The sequence below is a fragment of the Streptomyces sp. B1I3 genome (assembly GCF_030816615.1).
Classification (GTDB): Bacteria; Actinomycetota; Actinomycetes; order Streptomycetales; family Streptomycetaceae; genus Streptomyces.
On record NZ_JAUSYD010000001.1, the window covers coordinates 5,162,862 to 5,181,262 of the forward strand.

General features: G+C 73.2%; 16 protein-coding genes and 1 tRNA gene. 6 read left to right on the plus strand and 11 right to left on the minus strand.

The window, feature by feature from the left end; translation table 11 throughout:
• Nucleotides 1-3 precede the first annotated feature (3 nt).
• Nucleotides 4-906, minus strand: a complete 903-nt coding sequence (gene ehuB / locus QFZ58_RS23605; RefSeq protein ID WP_307126898.1) for an ectoine/hydroxyectoine ABC transporter substrate-binding protein EhuB — start codon at nucleotides 904-906, stop codon at nucleotides 4-6.
• 218 nt (nucleotides 907-1,124) lie between these two features.
• On the minus strand, nucleotides 1,125-2,084 hold the full coding sequence (locus QFZ58_RS23610) for a D-2-hydroxyacid dehydrogenase (RefSeq protein ID WP_307126899.1): 960 nt from the start codon (nucleotides 2,082-2,084) through the stop codon (nucleotides 1,125-1,127).
• Between the two features lie 191 nt (nucleotides 2,085-2,275).
• Here QFZ58_RS23610 and QFZ58_RS23615 point away from each other — a divergent pair, with 191 nt between their 5' ends.
• Together QFZ58_RS23615 and QFZ58_RS23620 are read left to right on the plus strand one after the other, a co-directional pair.
• Nucleotides 2,276-3,067, plus strand: coding sequence for a decarboxylase (locus QFZ58_RS23615; RefSeq protein WP_307126900.1), 792 nt, complete (start codon nucleotides 2,276-2,278; stop codon nucleotides 3,065-3,067).
• A 194-nt stretch (nucleotides 3,068-3,261) separates the two neighbouring features.
• Nucleotides 3,262-4,362, plus strand: a complete 1,101-nt coding sequence (locus tag QFZ58_RS23620; RefSeq protein WP_307126901.1) for an LLM class flavin-dependent oxidoreductase — start codon at nucleotides 3,262-3,264, stop codon at nucleotides 4,360-4,362.
• 19 nt (nucleotides 4,363-4,381) lie between these two features.
• Here the strand turns inward: QFZ58_RS23620 and QFZ58_RS23625 are convergent, their stop codons facing one another.
• Complete coding sequence (locus QFZ58_RS23625) at nucleotides 4,382-6,283, minus strand: bifunctional diguanylate cyclase/phosphodiesterase (RefSeq protein WP_307126902.1); 1,902 nt, start codon at nucleotides 6,281-6,283, stop codon at nucleotides 4,382-4,384.
• Nucleotides 6,284-6,705: 422 nt separating this feature from the next.
• On the opposite strand from QFZ58_RS23625, the gene QFZ58_RS23630 reads away from it, so the two are divergent.
• Nucleotides 6,706-7,947 (plus strand): M6 family metalloprotease domain-containing protein, encoded by a 1,242-nt coding sequence (locus QFZ58_RS23630; RefSeq protein WP_307126903.1) that lies wholly within the window; start codon nucleotides 6,706-6,708, stop codon nucleotides 7,945-7,947.
• A gap of 125 nt (nucleotides 7,948-8,072) precedes the next feature.
• On the opposite strand, the gene QFZ58_RS23635 is transcribed toward QFZ58_RS23630, so the two are convergent.
• The 7 genes from QFZ58_RS23635 to QFZ58_RS23665 form a co-directional block, all read right to left on the minus strand.
• A tRNA-Lys gene (locus tag QFZ58_RS23635) sits at nucleotides 8,073-8,146 on the minus strand.
• Nucleotides 8,137-8,853, minus strand: a complete 717-nt coding sequence (locus QFZ58_RS23640) for a bifunctional DNA primase/polymerase (protein ID WP_307126904.1) — start codon at nucleotides 8,851-8,853, stop codon at nucleotides 8,137-8,139. The genes QFZ58_RS23635 and QFZ58_RS23640 overlap by 10 nt, the downstream gene beginning before the upstream one ends.
• Before the next feature lie 174 nt (nucleotides 8,854-9,027).
• On the minus strand, nucleotides 9,028-9,369 hold the full coding sequence (locus QFZ58_RS23645) for a hypothetical protein (RefSeq protein WP_307126905.1): 342 nt from the start codon (nucleotides 9,367-9,369) through the stop codon (nucleotides 9,028-9,030).
• A 118-nt stretch (nucleotides 9,370-9,487) separates the two neighbouring features.
• A complete protein-coding gene (locus QFZ58_RS23650; RefSeq protein ID WP_307126906.1) occupies nucleotides 9,488-10,822 on the minus strand; it encodes an AAA domain-containing protein in 1,335 nt (444 codons plus the stop codon).
• Nucleotides 10,819-12,432, minus strand: coding sequence for a hypothetical protein (locus QFZ58_RS23655; RefSeq protein WP_307126907.1), 1,614 nt, complete (start codon nucleotides 12,430-12,432; stop codon nucleotides 10,819-10,821). The genes QFZ58_RS23650 and QFZ58_RS23655 overlap by 4 nt, the downstream gene beginning before the upstream one ends.
• Entirely contained in the window at nucleotides 12,423-13,601 is a 1,179-nt protein-coding gene (locus QFZ58_RS23660) for a hypothetical protein (RefSeq protein ID WP_307126908.1), read from the minus strand. Before QFZ58_RS23660 ends, QFZ58_RS23655 begins: the two co-directional genes overlap by 10 nt.
• Entirely contained in the window at nucleotides 13,495-14,448 is a 954-nt protein-coding gene (locus QFZ58_RS23665; RefSeq protein WP_307126909.1) for a phosphatase PAP2 family protein, read from the minus strand. The genes QFZ58_RS23660 and QFZ58_RS23665 overlap by 107 nt, the downstream gene beginning before the upstream one ends.
• A 311-nt stretch (nucleotides 14,449-14,759) precedes the next feature.
• On the opposite strand from QFZ58_RS23665, the gene QFZ58_RS23670 reads away from it, so the two are divergent.
• A complete protein-coding gene (locus QFZ58_RS23670) occupies nucleotides 14,760-15,356 on the plus strand; it encodes a histidine phosphatase family protein (RefSeq protein WP_307126910.1) in 597 nt (198 codons plus the stop codon).
• A 102-nt stretch (nucleotides 15,357-15,458) separates the two neighbouring features.
• On the opposite strand, the gene QFZ58_RS23675 is transcribed toward QFZ58_RS23670, so the two are convergent.
• The gene (locus QFZ58_RS23675; RefSeq protein ID WP_307126911.1) at nucleotides 15,459-16,805 is read right to left on the minus strand and encodes a tetratricopeptide repeat protein; all 1,347 of its coding nucleotides are present in this window, start codon (nucleotides 16,803-16,805) and stop codon (nucleotides 15,459-15,461) included.
• Nucleotides 16,806-17,055: 250 nt separating this feature from the next.
• On the opposite strand from QFZ58_RS23675, the gene QFZ58_RS23680 reads away from it, so the two are divergent.
• Complete coding sequence (locus tag QFZ58_RS23680; protein WP_307126912.1) at nucleotides 17,056-17,418, plus strand: hypothetical protein; 363 nt, start codon at nucleotides 17,056-17,058, stop codon at nucleotides 17,416-17,418.
• A gap of 85 nt (nucleotides 17,419-17,503) precedes the next feature.
• On the plus strand, nucleotides 17,504-18,391 hold the full coding sequence (locus QFZ58_RS23685; RefSeq protein WP_307126913.1) for a spermidine synthase: 888 nt from the start codon (nucleotides 17,504-17,506) through the stop codon (nucleotides 18,389-18,391).
• Nucleotides 18,392-18,401: the final 10 nt, after the last annotated feature.

The following is an 18,401-nucleotide window of genomic DNA, read 5'->3' on the forward strand; positions in this document are numbered from 1 at the left end:
CTGTCAGCCCTTGCACAGATCTGCGGTCTTCAAGGTGGCCGGCGGGACCTCCGTGGCGCCGAAGCCGTACTCCTTCAGCAGTTCCACGTAACGCGACCTGTCGGACACGATCTTCTTGAGTTCGCGGTTGAAGGCGTCCCGCAGGTCCTCGTTGCCCTGGCGGAACACCGCACCGCCCGGGGAGAACTGCTTCGCACCCTCCAGCTCCGGCACGAAGGCGTCGGTGACCTCGGTCTCCGGGTTGGTCCTGGCCAGCCAGCGCAGCGAGATGCCGGTGAGCAGGAAGGCGTCGATCCGGCCGCCCTTGACGGCGTCGGCACCGTCCTGCGGCTTCTGCAGCGTCTTGATCTTCCCCTCGGCGATGCCCGCGCCCTTCGCGTACGAACCCTCGACCGCGCCCGACATCACGCCGACGGTGACTCCGGCGGCCTTCGCCGACACCAGATCGGTGATCTTCTTCGGGTTGCCCTTCTTCACCATCATGGCGGTGGGGGAGATGAACTCCGGCTCGGAGAAGATGGCGTTGGCACACCGCTCCGGGGTGATGGCCATGCCCGCGCTGACCACGTCGTACTTCCCGGCCTGCAGGCCGGGGATCAGCCCGTCCCACTCCGACAGGGTGGGCTTGAGCTCGTCCACGCCGAGGGCCTTGAAGATCTCCCGGTGCAGGGTGGGCGCCTCGCCCTTGAGTTCCTTGCCCTCCATGTAGCCGTACGGGGCCTCGTTGGCGTACGCGACCCGCACGAAGCCCTGCTTGCGGAGCTTGTCGAGAGCGCCCTCACCGTCCGCCGCACCGGCGTCGGTCTTGCTGCACGCGGCAAGCAGACCGGGGACGACGAGCAGTCCTCCCACAGCTGCCGAACGATTGAGGAAGCCCCGACGGGACAGGTGAGGGAAGTCGGCCATGGTTCGCAATCTCCTGGAGAAATCGGGGAGTCGGACTGTCCGGACAGGCTGAGTGCCTGCCCGATCCCACGCGTCTATGCAGGCAGGGTCGTCATGTGATCGAACAGTGGCCGGAGGGAGACCTTCCGGTGTCTCGCCGCGGGCGGAGGGCGACGACAGGGGTGCGGACCGTGTCGCCGTGCCCCACTTGCTTCCTGAGTGACCGTTACGTCCGCGTCTCAGACGGAGACGTCCCGGGAAGGTACGTAACCGCGGCGTATGTCCACCACGTTCGGCAGCGCCTCACCGACTGCCCACTGCTCGTACATCGAAACGAACTGCTCGCCCAGCCTGTCCCGCCAGCCGGCCGTGTCGCCGCTCATGTGCGGGGAGACCACCAGGCCGGGCACGTCCCACAGCGGGCTGCCCGGCCCCAGCGGCTCCTCCTGGAACACGTCGAGCGCGGCGCCGGCGATCCAGCGCCTGCGCAATGCCCCGGCCAGGTCCTCCTCGACGACCAGTGGCCCGCGCCCCACATTGACGAACCGGGCGAACGGCTGGAGGAGGCCGAAGAAGCGGGTGTCGAACATGCCGCGCGTCGCGTCCGTCAGCGGCGCCGCGCAGATCACCCAGTCGGCGCCGGCCGCCAGCCGGTCGAGGTCTTCCACGCCGTGGATCGAGCGCCGCGCCGTACGCCCCACGAGCGCCACCCGCACGCCGAGGCCGTGCAGCAGCCGCATGATCTCCCGGCCGATCGGGCCCGCCCCGACGACGACCGCACGGCTGCCGGCGAGCTGCCGGGTCTCCCGGTGGTGCCAGCGACGCTGCCGCTGGGACTCCAGGGTCCCCGGGAGATCCTTGGCGAAGGCGAGTACCAGCCCCGCCACGTACTCGGCGACCGGGAGTTCGAAGACGCCCCGCGCGTTGGTGACGACCGTGGGGGACGCGGCGAGCTCCGGGCAGAGCAGCCGGTCCACTCCCGCGCTCGCCGTGTGGACCCAGCGCGGGCGCGGCCCCTCGCCGGGCCAGGCCCGGCGCACGGCGTCGGAGGTGAAGTCCCAGACCAGCAGCACGTCCGCGTCCGGCAGCTGAGCCGCCAGCGTCCGCTCGTCGGCGTACCGGATGCGGGCCCGCCCGGTCAGCCGGCCCAGGCGCGGAGACGGGTCGGTGTCCAGGACGAGGATCACGGGTTCGGCCATGAGGTTCTCCACGCTCGCACCGCACCGGACGGCCGTCAACAGGACCTGTGCCCGCCGGGGAAACCGCTGGTCAGGAGTGCTGCGGGCGCCGATGGGCGCCGATGGGAGGAATACTTGTCCCAGGCGGGGGCAGCGGTGACAGGGCGCACGGGAGCGGCAGCAGGACATCCGGACGGACTGGAAGGATGGACATGACGACCGTAGGACTTCTTTACCCGGGCCACGCCGCGGAGGAGGACTTCCCGCGGATCGAGGTCATGCTCGACAGCGACATCAGAGTGCCGCTGTTCCACACCGACACCGGCATCGGCACCGGCGTGGGGCAGGGTGCTTCCCGGCTCGAGGCCCTGAGGGAGGCGGGTGCCCCCGAGCGTCTCGCCGCCGGGGTGGAGGAGCTGCGCCTGGCCGGTGCCGAGTCGCTGGTGTGGGCCAGCACGAACGGCAGCTTCGTGTACGGCTGGGACGGCGCCCACCAGCAGGTCGCCGGCCTCGCCAGGGCCGCCGGGCTGCCCGCGTCCAGTACTTCCTTCGCCTTCGTGCACGCGGTCGGGGAACTGGGTGCCGGCCGGGTCGCGGTCGCCTCGCTCGACGCCGAGGACATCGCGCCGCTGTTCGCCGACTTCCTGACGGCCGCGGGTCTCGACGTCGTCTCCGTCCGGGCCGTCGGCGACGACAGCGGACCGGCCCCCGCCGACGCCGCCACCTGGGGGCCGGAGCGGGTGAGGGAGCTCGTCGCGGCCGCGGACCATCCGGACGCCGAGGTGGTGCTGCTGCCGTGCACCGCCCTGCACACGGCGGCGTTCGTCCCCGAGCTGGAGGAACTGGTGGGCAAGCCGGTCCTCACGGCTAACCAGGTGACGGTCTGGGAAGGGCTGCGGCTCGCCGACCGCCGGGTCTGGGCCCCCACGCTCGGCACCCTGTTCGCCACCCGCGAGCCCCCGCTCGGCGCCACCCAGCCCCGGGGCATCGAGGTACGCGAGTAGGCCCGGCCGGCACGGGCCACGCCGGACGGGCCGGCATCCGTGAGGGCCCGCACCCCGTGAACGGAGGCAGTGCGTTCGTGGCGCCGGGCTCGCGGTGCCGGCCGGCTCGCGGGACCCGGCCCGGGGAATAAGCGGAGCCATCCTCCTGTTCGTACTCTCCGATACACGGATGCAGCACAGGAGAGGCCAGACACGTGGACGAGAACCGAGGCGACGAGATTCGCGGCACCGCCGGCGGGACGGCTTCCGTGCCCCTGTCCGTGCTCGACCTGGTGACCGTGGGGCAGGGGCGCACCGCGACCCAGGCCCTGGGCACCAGCGTGGACATCGCGACCCTTGCCGAGCGGCGCGGATTCCACCGCTTCTGGGTGGCGGAGCACCACTCCATGCCCGGCGTGGCCTCGTCGTCGCCCGCCGTCATCCTGGCCCACCTGGCCGCCCGCACCGAGCGCATCAGGCTCGGCTCCGGCGGCGTCATGCTCCCCAACCACGCCCCGCTGGTCATCGCCGAGCAGTTCGGCACCCTGGAGGCGATGGCCCCCGGCCGCATCGACCTGGGTCTCGGCCGCGCCCCCGGTACGGACGGCGCCACCGCGGCGGCCCTGCGCCGCACCGACCGGCTCAACGAGGGCGCCGACGACTTCCCGCAGCAGCTGGCGGAGCTGACGCGCTTCCTGGACGACGACTTCCCGGACGGGCACCCCTACGCCCGCATCCACGCCGTACCCGGGCCCGTGCAGGCCACCTCGCCCGGCGGCGTGCAGTCGCCCGCCCGCCCGCCGATCTGGCTGCTGGGCTCCTCCGGTTTCAGCGCCCGGCTGGCAGGTGTCCTGGGTCTCCCCTTCGCCTTCGCTCACCACTTCTCGGCCCAGAACACCGTGCCGGCCCTGGACCTGTACCGCGAGTCCTTCAAGCCGTCCGCGGTGCTGGACGCCCCCTACGCCCTGATCGGCGTCTCGGCACTGGCCGCCGACGAGGAGCGCGAGGCCCGGCGCCAGGTGCTGAGCGGGGCCCTGTCGATGGTGCGGCTGCGCACCGGACGCCCCGGACTCGTGCCGACGCCCGAGGAGGCGGAGGCGTACACCTTCAGCCCCATGGAGCGCGACTTCGTCGACGGCTGGCTGACCAACATCGTCCACGGCACGGCCGACGAGGTCCGCAGCGGCCTGGACGACCTGGCCAAGCGCACCGGCGCCGACGAGCTGATGATCACGGCCAACGCCCACGGCGCCGATGCCCGGCTGCGCTCGTACGAGCTCATCGCGGACGCGTACGGGCTGCCCGACCTCGGCTGAACCCGCCCGGCCCGCCGGCTCAGCCCGCCTGCGGCTTGCCCGCGATCAGCTCGGCGATGCGTTCCGGGGCCACCGCCCGGGAGTACAGCCACCCCTGCCCGGTGTCACAGCCGATCCGGCGCAGCCGCTCGGCCTGGCCCGACGTCTCCACGCACTCCGCGGTGACCGTCAGGCCGAGGCGGTGCGCCAGCTGCACCATGGCTTCGACGATCGTCTCGTCGGCGGGGCTGGGGTGTGAGTCGTCCTCGTACCGGAAACCGCGGACGAAGGAGCCGTCCAGCTTCAGCACCGAGACGGGCAGCCGGCTCAGGTAGGCGAGGTTGGAGTAGCCGGTCCCGAAGTCGTCGATGGCGATACGGACGCCCATGTCGCTGAGCTCCTGGAGCACCCGCAGCGGACGGCCGGAGGACCCCATCACGGCGGACTCCGTCAACTCCAGCTGCAGCAGCGCCGGTTCCAGACCGGTTTCGGCGAGGACCTCCGCGACGTCGGCGACGAGATCGGAGTCCCGGATCTGACGCACGGCCACGTTGACGCTGATGAACAGGGCCGGCTCGCCGGGGTGTTCCAGCTGCCAGCGACGGGCCTGCCGGCAGGCCGTGCGCAGGACCCACCTGCCGAGCTGGACGATCGTGCCGTCCTCCTCGGCGATCGAGACGAACCGATTCGGCGCCAGCGTGCCGAACTGCGGGTGGTTCCACCTGACCAGGGCCTCCACGCCCCGGACGACCTCGTCGGCCATGCCGACCAGAGGCTGGTACTCCAGCGTGAACTCGCCGCGCTCCACGGCGGCCCGGAGCGTGGAGGAGAGTGCCTGCCGGGTCACCCGGTGCGCGTTGCGTTCGGGGTCGAAAAGCGTCCAGCGGGCCCTGCCGTCCGCCTTCGCCCAGTACAGGGTGGTGTCCGCGGCCTGCATCAGACCGGTGGGCGAGGTGCCCGCGGTGGCCCGCTCCACCACACCGATCGACGCGGAGACCGAGAGCCGCTGGCCGGCCAGGTCGAAGGGGCGCTGGAGCGCGGTGAGGACCGAGTGGGCCAGCTCGGTGAGCTGATGGGCGCCCGCGGAGTCCTCCACGAGGATGGCGAACTCGTCCCCGCCCAGACGGGCCACGAGGTGACCACCGCCGCCGACACCGTGGTCGCCGCCGCGGTGGTGGCCGTCCGCCTCGGCACAGTCGGTGAGGCGCCCGGCGACGGCGGCGAGCAGCCGGTCACCGACGCGGTGCCCCAGGGTGTCGTTGACCGCTTTGAAACCGTCGAGATCCAGGTAGCAGAGGCCGATGCGGCCGTGGCGGGGCAGCGAGTCGTCCTGGAACGGCGGGGTCTCCAGAGCGGTGGAGAGCCGTTCGAAGAAGAGTGCCCGGTTGGGCAGCCGGGTCACCGGGTCGTGCAGGCGCAGATGGCGCAGCCGCTCCCGCAGTTCGTGCCGGTCACTGATGTCCGTGACGGACAGCAGCACCCCGCCCGCACCGGCAGGTCCGCGCGCGGCGGGGTCCGCCATCGGCACGACGGTGACCTCGGCCCAGACGGACCGGCCGTCGGCGTGCTTGAGCCGTCTGGTGCAGCGGAGCCGGGACCGGGTGCCGTCCAGGACCTCGCTGTACGACTGCCAGGTGGGGCGGTCCGACGCGAGGCCGACGAGATCGGCCGCGGGCTGCAGGACCAGCGAGCGGGGGTCCGCGCCGAGGAGTGCGCCCATCGCGTCGTTGACGCGGACGACGCGGCCCCGGCGGTCCACGACGGCCATCGGGAGGGCGGCCAGCTGGAAGGCGGCGCGGTACGCGTCCGGTTCCGAGGGCCCCGGACGGTCGTCCGGTCCGGAGGGTGCCGCACCCTGCTGGTCACGTTCGGTGACCGTCGGTCGTGCGGTGCCGGTGGACGCACCGGCCGGGGCTGCCGGTCGTTCGGAGGTTCCGCTCACCGCTCGCTCCCGCTGTGCAGATGGTCGTCGACGGATGTGGTCGGGCAGGGTCATGGGGTGGAGTGCCGTGCCAGTGGCGGAAACCACGCAGGAAAGCGAGGTGAAGCATAGAGGGTGGCGCCTCGGCCGTTCCAGCGCGCCCACGGTTTCGGTCGTGCGGCACGCGCATGGTCCAGGCGAACGGCTCTCATCCCCTTTGCCCGCGAGTGATTGCTTTTGTGCTCAAGTGGTTCATTGGAGTGCCGAGATGATCGAAAGTGACTTTCCGTGATCGTCTGAGTTCATGATCTGCGGACAGGGCGGCACTGTTCGGGCGAGGCGCGTCGCCCCCTGACCCGAGTGGGGCAGCACAACAGGGCGTACCGCAATGAATCGGCACAGGGTGAGGGAGGTGTTCCGCATTCGCCACCCCGGAGGTAGATGTGCCGCGTCAGCGCAGACCCGGGGGAGTGGAGAGGCCGAGTCTGCGCAGTGCCGCGGCTGCTCTCACCTCCCTCGTGGCGCTCGCCGCCACCGGACTCGTCGCCGGGCCGGTCGTGGCCGCCACGCGCGACGCCGGCCCCTGCGCGCTTCCACGGACCGCGGCTCATCACTCCCTCGGCCTGGACAGCTGGAACGACGCCTACCCGCGCCCCCGCCGCAGCCTCGACGCCGTCATGGTCTTCCTGTCGTTCCCCGACTCCGAACCCGTCGTGCCGCCCGAGGTGCTCGCCGCCGACCACTTCCCCGCGACCACACGCTTCTTCCAGCGCGCCTCGTACGGGAAGTTCACCCTGCGCGCCCACCCGCAGCGGCAGTGGATCCGGATGCCCCACCCCTCCACCTGGTACGGCATACAGCGTGACTGGGACCCCGAACGGCGCGGCGCCTACCTGCGCGACGCGATCCGCGCAGCCGACGAGCGGATCGACTTCTCCGCTTACGACATCGTCTACCTGGTCGCCGACCCGGACGCGCCCGGCGTCGACTCGGACGCGACGAAGGTCGTCAACTTCGACCGGCCGCTGCACGCCGACGGTACGGACATCGGGCGCGTGGTCACCGTCTTCGAGGAGCACCCGCCGGACCGGAACGTCCTCGCGCACGAGACAGGACACGTCTTCGACCTGGCCGACCTCTACCACCGCCCGGAGGACGGCAAGGGCGACTGGGACACCTACGTCGGCGACTGGGACGTGATGGGCAGCCAGTTCGGACTGGCCCCTGAACTGTTCGGCTGGCACAAGTGGAAGCTCGGCTGGCTGGGGCAGGGGCAGGTCGTCTGCGTGCAGGGCGGCGCGGACCTCACCCTGGAGCCCATGGCGGAGGTGCCCGTGCCCGGCGGGTCCCTCGGAACCCGGCTCGCGGTCATCAGGACCGGCAGGGACAGCGCGCTGGCCGTCGAGGCCCGCAGCGCCACGGGGAACGACCGGGCGACCTGCACGGAGGGCGTGCTCATCTACCGCATCCACAACGCCACCCCGTCCGGGGGCGGCCCGGTCGAGGTGCTGGACACCCACCCCGACTCCGGCGCCTGCTGGGACCGGTCCGTCTACCCGCCCCTCGCCGACGCTCCGCTCCGCGAGGGCGAGCGCTACACCGTGCCCGGCGAGCACGTCCGGATCGAGGTCGCCGACCGGACGCGGTCGGGGGCATGGACGGTGCGGATCACCACCGGCACCTGAACCGGCGGCTTCGGACGCGGACGGCGAGACCTGCGCCGTACGAAAGAATCCCTCGCCGCCGCACGGAGAAGTCGCCGGCACACGAAGAAGCCCCCTCGCTTCCGCGAGGGGGCTTCTTCCGTCTGTGCGCCGCCAGGGACTCGAACCCCGGACCCGCTGATTAAGAGTCAGCTGCTCTAACCAACTGAGCTAGCGGCGCCTGCTGACGTCGTAGACATTAGCACCCGGATCGGCGGGAGGAAAAATCGAATACCCCGTGGTCGACGGCGCCGCGGACCTGCCCACCCGCACACATGCCCAGAGCAGCACGTCCGGCCCCGGCAGCCACGGGTCGCGGGTGTCGGGTGCGACCAGCCAGTGGGGCCCCGTGTCGCCGGAGCCGCCGACCAGGGGCGGTACGGTCACCGCGTCCCCCGTGCCGTGGCACAGCAGCGGAGGCAGGGACCCATGGTGCGTCCGGGCGTGGTCGGCGGACCCGGTGCCCCACTCCTCCCAGGCCAGCAGGGAGGGCAGCCGCTGGGCGGTGCCGGGGGAGGCGAAGAGCAGCATCCGGCCCCGGTGCGTCGCGACCGGCCCGGAGCCGGGCCCTTCGGCCCACAGCTGTTCCAGCACTCGCCTGCCGAACAGTGCGGGGACGTTCACGACGTCGAAGGCGGAGCCGCACGGCAGGACGCCGGGGGAGCCCGGGCGCGCCTCCCACTGGGAGAGCGTGCTGCGCGGGTGGGACGTGGCGCCGGCCAGCCAAGCCGCCCCGGCGGCGGTGACCTGGGCGGCCCGGTCGTCGGTCGTCCGGCCGTCGGTCGTCCCGTTGCCGGCCCCGTCCCGCAGGAGAGCGAAGATGTCGACGCGGTGGCGCGGGGCGGCACCGGGGTGCAGGGTCGTTTCGTCGTTCAGCCATGCGCTCATGACGACAGGTCTACCGGCTGTGACGGTACTGTTTCCCAGAGTTGCGCGAAAGCCGGACAGCTCGCCCCTCGAAGGGGTATCTTGCCCGAGCGCATATGCCAGAGGCTGTACCCGGAGTGACCGGGAGGAGCGGCCGGAGACCTCGCAGGAGGCCTGGTGGCAGCCCTGCCCGGGTCAGGGGCGCGGGGCGTTCAGCAGCGAACGGCCGAACTCGATCATTTTCTTGGCATAGTCCTCGGTCCACTCCGCGCGCTCCGCTATGTCCGCGGCCGTGAGCCGGTCGAACCTGCGCGGATCGGCGAGCTGTGCGGCGGCCACGGCCTGGAACTCGACGGCCCGGTCGGTCGCGGCCCGGAAGGCGTGCGTCAGCTCCGTCGCGCGGGCCAGCAGTTCCTTCGGGTCGTCCATCGACTCGAGGTCGAAGAAGTGTTCCGGGTCGGCTGCCGCCTCGGCCGGCTCGAAGAGCAGCGGCGCGGGACGCAGCCTCTGCCGCTCGTTCCGCTCGGGTTGTGCCATGTGGTGATCCTTCCTCGTGCGGCCGGACGGCCACATTCCATTGTCCAGCGCGGCGCACCAGGCCGTAAGAGCGCTGCCCAGGAACGGAGCGGCCGATACCTGCCGGACGCCCTCGAAATCACGGCCGCCAGGAGACGCGGTGCTCCGCGAGGTGGGCCATGACCGCGTGGTTCGCCTCCCAGCCGTCGGGAAACTTCACCGTCACCCCCAGCTGGACCGGCTCCGTCGAGGGATGCTCGTCCAGCAGGTCCGCGACCCCCGCGCGGCACACGACCACGCAGGCGTGCCGGTGCCGCGAGGCCAGCACGCACAGCCGGCCCGTCTCCAGGTGGAAGGCCGTGGCGTCCGGGCGCCCGGACAGCGGGTGCAGGACCACCGTCACATCGAACTCGCGGCCCTGGAGCCGGTTCGCCGTGTCCACCGCGACGCCCGTCACCCCCAGCTCGGCGAGCGCCGCCCGCACCGCTGCGGCCTGGTCACGGTGGGCCGTACCGACCGCCACCCGGTCCGCCACCACCGCCACGGGATCCGGGGAACGCTCGCTCGTGGCGGCGCCGCCCCGGTCCAGCAGCCGCCGGACCACCATGGCCACCGCCCGTACCGCCTCCGGGTCGGTGCGCGGGGTGTGACGGGCCGGAAGCTCCAGCAACCCCCAGCCGGACCCCGCAGCCTCGTCGAGCACCCGGTCGGGGCCGGAGCCGTCCGAGGGCACACCGAACGACAGCCGCCGGTCCCCGTGGTCCGTACCGCTGCGGAAGGGGGTGTACGGGTAGAACGCGTCCGAGACCAGTGGCGCCGCCGACGCCGGCAGCCGCCACGACACCGGCAGCCGGTGCTGCGGCAGGTCCGGGTTGTGCGCGAGCAGCGTGGACACCGCGCTCGCCGAGGGGTCGTACGACAGCCCCGCCCACTGGTCCGCGCCCACGATGGAGAACGGGTCCAGCTGTCCGGGATCCCCGACGAACAGAGCCCGCTCGAAGAGGCCGGCGACGGCGAGCAGGGCGTCCGAACGCATCTGGTACGCCTCGTCGACGATCGCGTGCGCCCACGGCTCCACGTTCTTCACGTGCGCCCACTTGGCGGCCGTGGAGATGACGATGTCGAGACCGGCCAGGTCGGCCGCCTTCGCCGACTTCCGCACGCCGGCCAGGCCGTCCAGGACCTTGTCGTACGGGTCGGAGTCGCTGCTGTGCAGCCGGCCGACCGGCAGGCCGGGCGCCTTCTCGGCGAGCCGGACCACCAGGTCGTCCACCTGGGCGTTGGTCTGCGCGACCACCATCAGCGGACGGCCCGCCGCGGCGAGCTCGAGTGCGGCGCGCACCACCAGCGTCGACTTCCCGGCGCCCGGCGGGGAGTCCACGACGATGCCGCGCGCCGTGCCGCGCAGGGTGTCTTCGAGGATCGCGTCGGTCGCCCGCGTCGCCGCGGCACCCGGGTCGGCAACGGCTGTCACAGGAGATCCTCCGCGGTCACGGGGTCGGGCTTCTCGGCGTGTCCGTCGGCGGCGCCCGGCGGGCCGCCGTGGGTCCACGGGGTGTCCTCCGGGTCGGGAAGTTTCGGACCTCCCCGCTGGTCGTGCTCGAACAGGGTCCAGGCGATCCGGTCGCCGGGCTCCGGCACCGAACCGGGGGCCGGCTCCTTGCTCCGGCCCATCCGGTCCGTGATCCTCAGGACGAGCAGGATCTCCTGATCACCCGGGTCGTCGGAGGCGTACGCGACGAACTCCGCCGTCTGCGGCTTGCCGTCCAGCGAGCGGTACACCTTCGTCCGCTCACCGAGGTGCGGGCGCTCGTCCGTGCGCACGGTGACCAGGGGGCGCGGCGAGGGCCGCTTCGACTCCGTGTACGTCATCTCCACGTCCGTCACCTCCGCGACGAACGCCTCGCCCGCCAGTCGGCGCCCCGCCAGCACCAGTGGATCGTCCAGCGCCTCCTGGGCCTCGAGCTGCGCCTGGGCCGTCTCCCTGGAGGCCAGCTTCTGGGCCGCCGTCACGGCGTCGTCGCGGCGCGGCTGTGGCGGTTCGCCCGCCCGCACCCGGTCCCGGTGCGCGGTGAACGACCAGCGGTCCCTGGTCCAGCGGTCCTCGGCCCTGGCCCCCTCCGGCAGTTCCCGCAGCAGATCGAGGCTCCGCCACACGGCGTCCCACGTCGGCAGCAGCACCCCCGCGAGCAGCGACCTGATCTGCCGCTCGGCAGCGCTCAGCTCGCCGTACCGGGCGTCGGCGGCCAGACCGTCCTGTGCGGCGGCCAGCGACGTGCGCGCCCGGTCGTACGCCTCGATCGCCGGGGCCAGGAGCCTGTTGTCGAAGGCCGGGTCCGTGGCCGGTCCCGCCGGCGGGACGACCAGCTGCCCGGCGCCGTCCCGCTCCAGCTCCGCACGGAGTGCCGCCACCGCTCCCGACCCGCCCTCCGGAGGGTCGATCCAGGCCAGCAGCGCGCCGAGGTGCTGGTCCTCCAGGCTGCTCTGGCCGGTCGCCCAGTGCCGGTTCAGCAGGTCCGTCGCGGCGAGCAGCAGCGAGGAGCCCGGCACCCTGGCCCGCTCGCCGTAGTGCGTCAGCCAGCGGCCGAGGAGCGGCACCCGGGCGGGCGCCGGATACGGGGTGTCCGGATCGTCCTCGACGGTGCGGCGGAAGCGCATGGACCGGCCGAGCAGCCGCACGAACTCGATGCCCGCCCGGCTCGGCACGATCAGCTGGGCCGCGTCCGTGCAGAGCTCGACCTCGACCTTGACCTTCTTGCCGGTCTCCGGATCGGTCTCCGCACGCTCGGCCGGCTCGACGGCATCGGCGTACGACTCGATGTGCGGCAGGACCGCCTCCGCCAGCTCGGCGAGGAACCCGAACCGCAGGTCGCGGTCGCGCGGCTGGGGAACCGCCAGCAGCCGCGGTGCCTCACGGTCGGTGCCCACGAGCGCCCCGAGCGGGGCGCCCGTCTCACCCGCGGTGGTCAGTGGCACCAGGACGAGCGGCCGGCCGGTCAGATGGCGGTGGCGCACGGTGGCCAGCGGCTGTGCCCGCCCGCTGTCGACCGCCTCCAGCCGGGCCAGGGTGGTGATCAACGACATGGTGCGCCGCCCTCAAGTGCCTCCGCGCGCAGCGCCGCCGCGCGGCGCAGCGCGGCCACCGTCGGGTCCGCGGGGTCGCCCTCCTTGCCGGCGGCCGCCGCCAGCACCCCGGCGACCGTCGTCAGGCTGCCGAGCTCGCCGCGCACACTCCGGCCCAGCGCCTCCACCGCCCCCTGGGCGCGGGCCTTCGCCCGGCAGTGGAAGGCCAGCTCGCACGCGGCCAGGCACTCGGGGGCGTAGGCGGCGGGGACCGCGTCGACCGCCGTGCCCAGCTCCTCGGGGGAGCGCCCCGGGTCGAACGTCGTCCCCTCCGGCAGGGCCGCCGCGATGTCCTCGACGCGCGTCAGCCTGGTCAGCTGGCGGCGGGTGACGGCGCGCTGCTTGCGGACGTCCACGACCGAGGCGGTCGGCAGGTTGGAGAAGTCCTTCGGGCAGACCAGCAGCACCCGGTGTCCGACCTCGGCGCCCTGGGTCAGCGCGGCCACCCGCTCCAGCGCGAGGACGTAGACGGCGGCCTGGCGGGCGGCGGCACCGACCTTGGCGGCGTCGGCGGAGCTGTCGATCATGGGGAAGGACTTGATCTCGACGACCGTCCAGGTGCCGTCGGGGTGCACCACGACGGCGTCCGGTTCCAGGTAGGCCGGCGACCCGGCCACCTCCAGCGCCAGCATCGGGTGGTCGAGCAGTGTCCAGCCGTCCGCCGCGGTGGCCTCGCGCAGCGCCAGCGCCGTACGCGCGGCTCGGCCCTCGGGGCCGGCAGCCGTCAGATCGGGCACCTGGGCCGGGCCCGGGGCGTCCGCCCCGCTGCCGAGTCGCTCGAACAGGAGGCGGAGCAGCTCCGTACCTCCGTCGGCCTTGACCTTCGCCTCGAAGGCGTTGCCCCGGATGAACGCGAACTGCGACTGGCCGAACGCGGCGGGGGAGCCGAGCGCCGTGGCCAGCCCGGCCTTGTCGACCCCGGCCCCGTCGAGCAGGGCGCGCCGCTTGCAGCCCGGGTTGGCGGCGAGGGCGGCGAGAGCGCGCGCGTCGAGCGGCTGCGGCGCGACGGACGGTCCGCGCAGCTCAGCGAGCCGCTGCCGGAGCGTCGTCGCTGGCGGCTTCTGACGCGGAACCGGTGGCCGCGTGGCTGGAATCTGCGGAGGTGGTCCGCTGGCCGGGTATTCGCTCACCCGCGGAAGTCTTGCATCCGCCACTGACAATCGGGGACTTCGCGCGGGCGACGGAGGCGGGAACCGGGGTGAACACGGCACGCACCCGGCTCTTGACGCGGTCGGCGATCCGCAGGACCGGCCTGGTCAGCAGGGCGCCGATACCCATCACGGCCGCGCCGGCCACCGCGTCGAGGAAGTAGTGGTTCGCCGTTCCCATCACCACGAACACGGTGATCAGGGGGTACGCGACGCCTGCCGCCCGGACGAGCGGGTGGCGGCCGTGGCGCCACAGCAGGACTCCGCACCACACGGACCAGCCGACATGCAGGCTCGGCATGGCCGCGTACTGGTTGGTCATTCCGCTGAGTCCGCGGGGGGCGCTCGCGCCCGTGCCCCACCAGCCGTAGGCGCTGTACTGGGACATCGTGTCGACGAATCCGTGCCGGGCGTCGAGGAGGCGGGGCGGGCAGGTCGGCATCAGCGTGAAGCCGGCCAGGCCGAGGAGGGTGGAGGTCATCAGCCAGGTGCGGGCCGCACGGTAGGCGGCGGACCGGCGCCGGAACATCCATACGAGGACGGCCGGGGTGACCAGGTAGTGCAGGGAGGCGTAGGCGAAGTCGGCCGGTACGCCCAGTGCGGGGTGGGTGGTCAGCAGACGGTTCAGCGGATGCTCGGCGTTGAGGAAGAGCGCCTTCTCGATCCGGAGGATGGCGAGGCCGTGGTCGACGGCCGCCGGTATGTTCTCCCGGACCAGCAGGCGGCCCGCCGAATACAGCGCGTACACCACCGCGAGCAACGGCAGCTCCGTCCACCAGCGGGGCCGCCGGTGACCGGAGGTGGGCGTCGCGGCGGTGACGTGCGGCATCCGGTGGCTCTCCCCTTGTTCGTGCGGTCGACGGCGGGCGTTCAACCGTACGTGGCTGATGGTCTTCTTCCCCCCCGGGGGTCGTTCAGCTGCGGACGTCCCTGGTCATGCGTGAAGAGGGACGCCGGGGCCGCCCCGCAAGTTGCCCCGGTGGCGTGTGGGAGATGATGGGACGGGGCCTCGCCCGCACCGTCCGCCGGCCGGTCGTCGCCGCTGCCGCCCCGTCGCCGTCCCGGACACCGCTGTCCCGGACCCATCAGATCCTAGGGTCCCCGGATCTTCGGATCTCAGTATTTTCAGGGAGAGCCGTCATGGCACCGCGAATCCTGCTCGCCCGGCACGGCCAGACACAGTGGTCGGTCCAGGGCAATCACACCGGCAGGACCGACATCCCCCTCCTCGACACCGGCCGCGAGGGCGCCAAGCTGCTCGGAGAGCGGCTGCACCGGGAGCCCTGGGGAGGGCTGCCCGGGGTGGAGGTGCGGACCAGCCCGCTCGTCCGGGCGGCCGAGACGTGCGCGCTCGCCGGGTTCGGGGAGCGCGCCGAGCCGTGGGACGCGCTGATGGAGTGGGACTACGGGGAGTACGAGGGACTGACCCCGGCACAGATCAAGGCGGACCGTCCGGACTGGCTCATCTGGCGCGACGGCGTGCCCGGCGGGGAGACCCTGGCCGAGGTCGCGGCCCGGGCCGACGCGATCGTGGAATGGGCGCGATCGGGCGACCGCGACGTGCTGGTCTTCGCGCACGGCCACATCCTGCGGGCGCTGGGAGCGCGGTGGCTGGGCGAGGACGTGTCCTTCGCCGCGCGCATCCGGCTGGAGCCGACCTCGCTGTCCGTGCTGGGGTGGGCGTACGGCCTGCCGGCCCTGGAACGCTGGAACGACACGGGGCACCTGGACCGGTAGGCAGTAGGCCGGTGGGCCGCCACGGCGGCGGGCCGGCGGGCCGGCAGGCCGTTCGGAGGCCAAGGGACCGGCAGGGCCGGCGGGCTCGTGCGAGCCCGCCGGTCATCCGGCGGGTGGCAGCTCCTCGTACCGGTTCAGGAGCGCGGTGACCTCCGGCCCGCCCCGCGGCCGCAGCACCCGTACCGCGCTCGCCAGCATCCCCCGGATCCGCGAGGACTGGACCCGGTCCAGCAGGTCCAGCACCTGGTGACCCGCCGCCGCGGCCTCGTCGGCCGTGCCCGCGCGGGCCAGGTCACCCGTGAGCTGCGCCCGGTAGAGGGCGAGGTTCCGGGTGAAGTGCGGGTCCTGGAGCCGGGTGGCCCGCCGGGCGTGCCGCGCCGCCCGGGGCCAGTCGCTCAGCGCCGACCAGCACTGCGCCTGCAGTATCTCCAGCTCCGCCTCACGGAAGAACGTCATCCACTCGGGGTCCGAGTCGCGCGCTCCCCGCTCGAACGCCGACCGTGCCCGCCCCATCGCCTGCTCGCACCCCGTACGGTCCCCGAGCCACGCCCGGCCGCCGGCCTCCCGCAGGGCGAGGAGGGCCATCAGCCGCGGTGAGCCGAGCGGGCGGGCCGCCCGCTGGCCCGCCTCCGCCGCCCGGACCGCCTCCCTGGGCCGCCCGGTGTCCCGGGCCAGGAACGACGCGTTGCAGAACGCGTGCGCCTCCAGCGCGGGATCCCCGGCCAGCCGCGCCGTCGCGAGCGCCTCCGCGTAGTGCGAACGCGCGTCGTCGAAACGGCCCGAGTCGTGCGCCAGCCAGCCCACGGAGATCGCCAGCTCACCGGCGCCGGCGTGCAGCCGGTCCAGGGTGCCGCGACGGGCCGACGTCCCGGCGTCGAGCAGGGCGTACGCGGCCCGCAACGGCTGGGAGGCCCGCCGATAGAGGCCGTCCGCGCCGTGCCGGTCGTCCAGCAGCCGGATCTGCCGCACCGCGTTCTCGACGGCGCTCACCTCGGCCGCGCCGACCCTGCGTTGTGCGGGCAGGGCGATCAGGCCGGTGGCGGACGCACTGCCGAGACCCAGGGACGCGGCTGCCACCGTGGCGGTGCCGCTGGTCATGAACACGCGACGCAGCACGTCGCTCTCCTCGTCGGTATCACTGTGGAGCGTGGGGGGAGTGGTGGGAGGGGGCGCCGGCCGGGCCCCCCGGCCGCGCACGCTCTCGCGGGCCGAGAAGCCCAGGTCCTCGAGGGTGGCCCCGGGGAACATGTGCAGGAACACCCGTTCGTACGCGTAGTTGGGACAGCGGATCTCGCCGGCCTCCACGCGCCCGATGTACCGGGCGTCGCACGCGACGTGTTCACCGATCTCGCGGGCAGCCCTGCGGACCGTTGCCGCGAACTCTCCGGCGGAGCGCTGTCCGCGCAGCCGCCGGAAGGCGAGGTTGGGAACTGCCCGTGTCGACACCATGGCGGGGCCCTCTCTGGTGTGCAGCCGGGCGCCTGCTCCGGTGTCCCGGCGGAGCAAGAACGTACCTGCTGTGACGGAACGCACACACTGCGTTTCGCAACAAATCAGACATCTCACCCGTGATCCGCCATGAACTGCCACCCTTTGCGGCGGCGTGCCGCCGTAGCCCTTGACGCCGTCGGCGCGTTGGTCCATGCGAGACGGGGCGTGGTCCCGTTCGGCGACAGAGGAGGGTTTTCCCTTGCTGCACATGGGCCCGGAAACCGCACCGTGCGACCTGGTGACTGTCCCGGCGCGTCAAGGTCTGGAGGCCGTCGACATCCTGCGCCGAGGCGCCGACCACGAACCCGTCGGCCCGGTTCTGCACGACGGCGCCTGCGCCACCCTCGGCTTCCTGGTGCCACCGGGTACGGCGGACGCGTGGGACGTACCCGGCAGCGCCTGTACGCGGACGGACGGACGCGGACTCAGCCTCCCCGCCGAACCGCCCGTCGTCGGTGGCGGCTGGCTCCTGCCACCCGGCGCCGACGCCCCGGTCACCGACCCGGACGCGCTCCGGGCCGCTCTCGGCCAGGCGGCCCGTCTCATCGAGGCGGCCGACAACTGCCGCTGAGGCGATAATGGGCAGGTGGGCGGAGTTCCCGCCGTTGCCGGCCGTCCCAGGACACCGGCCGGAACCGGTGAGCGAGGGCAAGGGCGTGGCACGTCGAGGATCGTCGGCGAAGGGCGGGAGCGCCCGGAATCGGCCCGACGGGCAGGAGCGCGTCGCGGCCCCGGTGGACGGCGGGCTCGCCGAGCTCGTCCCCGACCGTGAACGGCCGCGGGCCCGGACGCTGCTGCTCGACGGTGCCCCGCAGTCCCACGTGGACCTCGACGACCCCGCGTACCTCTCGTTCGCCTACCAGCGCAGGCTCGGCCACGTCATCGATCTCGCCGCGCCCCCGGGCCGGCCCCTCCAGGTCCTCCACCTGGGCGGCGGCGCCTTCACACTCGCCCGTTACGTCGCGGCGGGCCGCCCCCGCTCCACCCAGCAGGTCGTCGAGATCGACGCGGCCCTCGTCCAGTTCGTGCGCCGGGAACTCCCGCTGGACCCGCAGGCCCGGATACGGGTGCGCTCCGCGGACGCCCGCGCCGGGCTCGGCAGGATCCAGGACGGATGGGCGGATCTCGTCATCGCCGACGTCTTCGGTGGAGCCCGTACTCCCGCACACCTCACCTCCGCCGAATTCCTCGCCGAGGTGCGCCGGGTACTGAAGCCCGGCGGCCAGTACGCCGCCAACCTCGCCGACGGACCGCCGCTCGCCCACCTCCGCGGCCAGATCGCCACGGCCGCGTCCGTCTTCCCGGAACTGGCCGTGGCGGCCGACCCGGCCGTCTGGCGGGGACGCCGCTTCGGCAACGCGGTCCTGGTCGCATCGGCCCTTCCCCTCGCCGTCGCCGAACTGACCCGCAGGGTCGCGAGCGACCCGCATCCCGGCCGGGTCGAACACGGCCGCGCCCTCACCGACTTCACCGGCGGCGCCGCCGTCGTCACGGACGAGGGCGCCCGGCCCTCACCGGCCCCGCCGCCCGGCGCCTTCGACTGACGGCCTCGCC

Coding starts and splice junctions, on each gene's coding strand:
- ehuB (WP_307126898.1), bottom strand. CDS start 906: ATGGCCGACTTCCCTCACCTGTCCCGTCGGGGCTTCCTCAATCGTTCG.
- QFZ58_RS23645 (WP_307126905.1), bottom strand. CDS start 9,369: ATGGCACAACCCGAGCGGAACGAGCGGCAGAGGCTGCGTCCCGCGCCG.
- QFZ58_RS23670 (WP_307126910.1), top strand. CDS start 14,760: ATGGCACCGCGAATCCTGCTCGCCCGGCACGGCCAGACACAGTGGTCG.
- QFZ58_RS23675 (WP_307126911.1), bottom strand. CDS start 16,805: ATGGTGTCGACACGGGCAGTTCCCAACCTCGCCTTCCGGCGGCTGCGC.
- QFZ58_RS23665 (WP_307126909.1), bottom strand. CDS start 14,448: ATGCCGCACGTCACCGCCGCGACGCCCACCTCCGGTCACCGGCGGCCC.
- QFZ58_RS23610 (WP_307126899.1), bottom strand. CDS start 2,084: ATGGCCGAACCCGTGATCCTCGTCCTGGACACCGACCCGTCTCCGCGC.
- QFZ58_RS23680 (WP_307126912.1), top strand. CDS start 17,056: ATGGGCCCGGAAACCGCACCGTGCGACCTGGTGACTGTCCCGGCGCGT.
- QFZ58_RS23615 (WP_307126900.1), top strand. CDS start 2,276: ATGACGACCGTAGGACTTCTTTACCCGGGCCACGCCGCGGAGGAGGAC.
- QFZ58_RS23640 (WP_307126904.1), bottom strand. CDS start 8,853: ATGAGCGCATGGCTGAACGACGAAACGACCCTGCACCCCGGTGCCGCC.
- QFZ58_RS23655 (WP_307126907.1), bottom strand. CDS start 12,432: ATGTCGTTGATCACCACCCTGGCCCGGCTGGAGGCGGTCGACAGCGGG.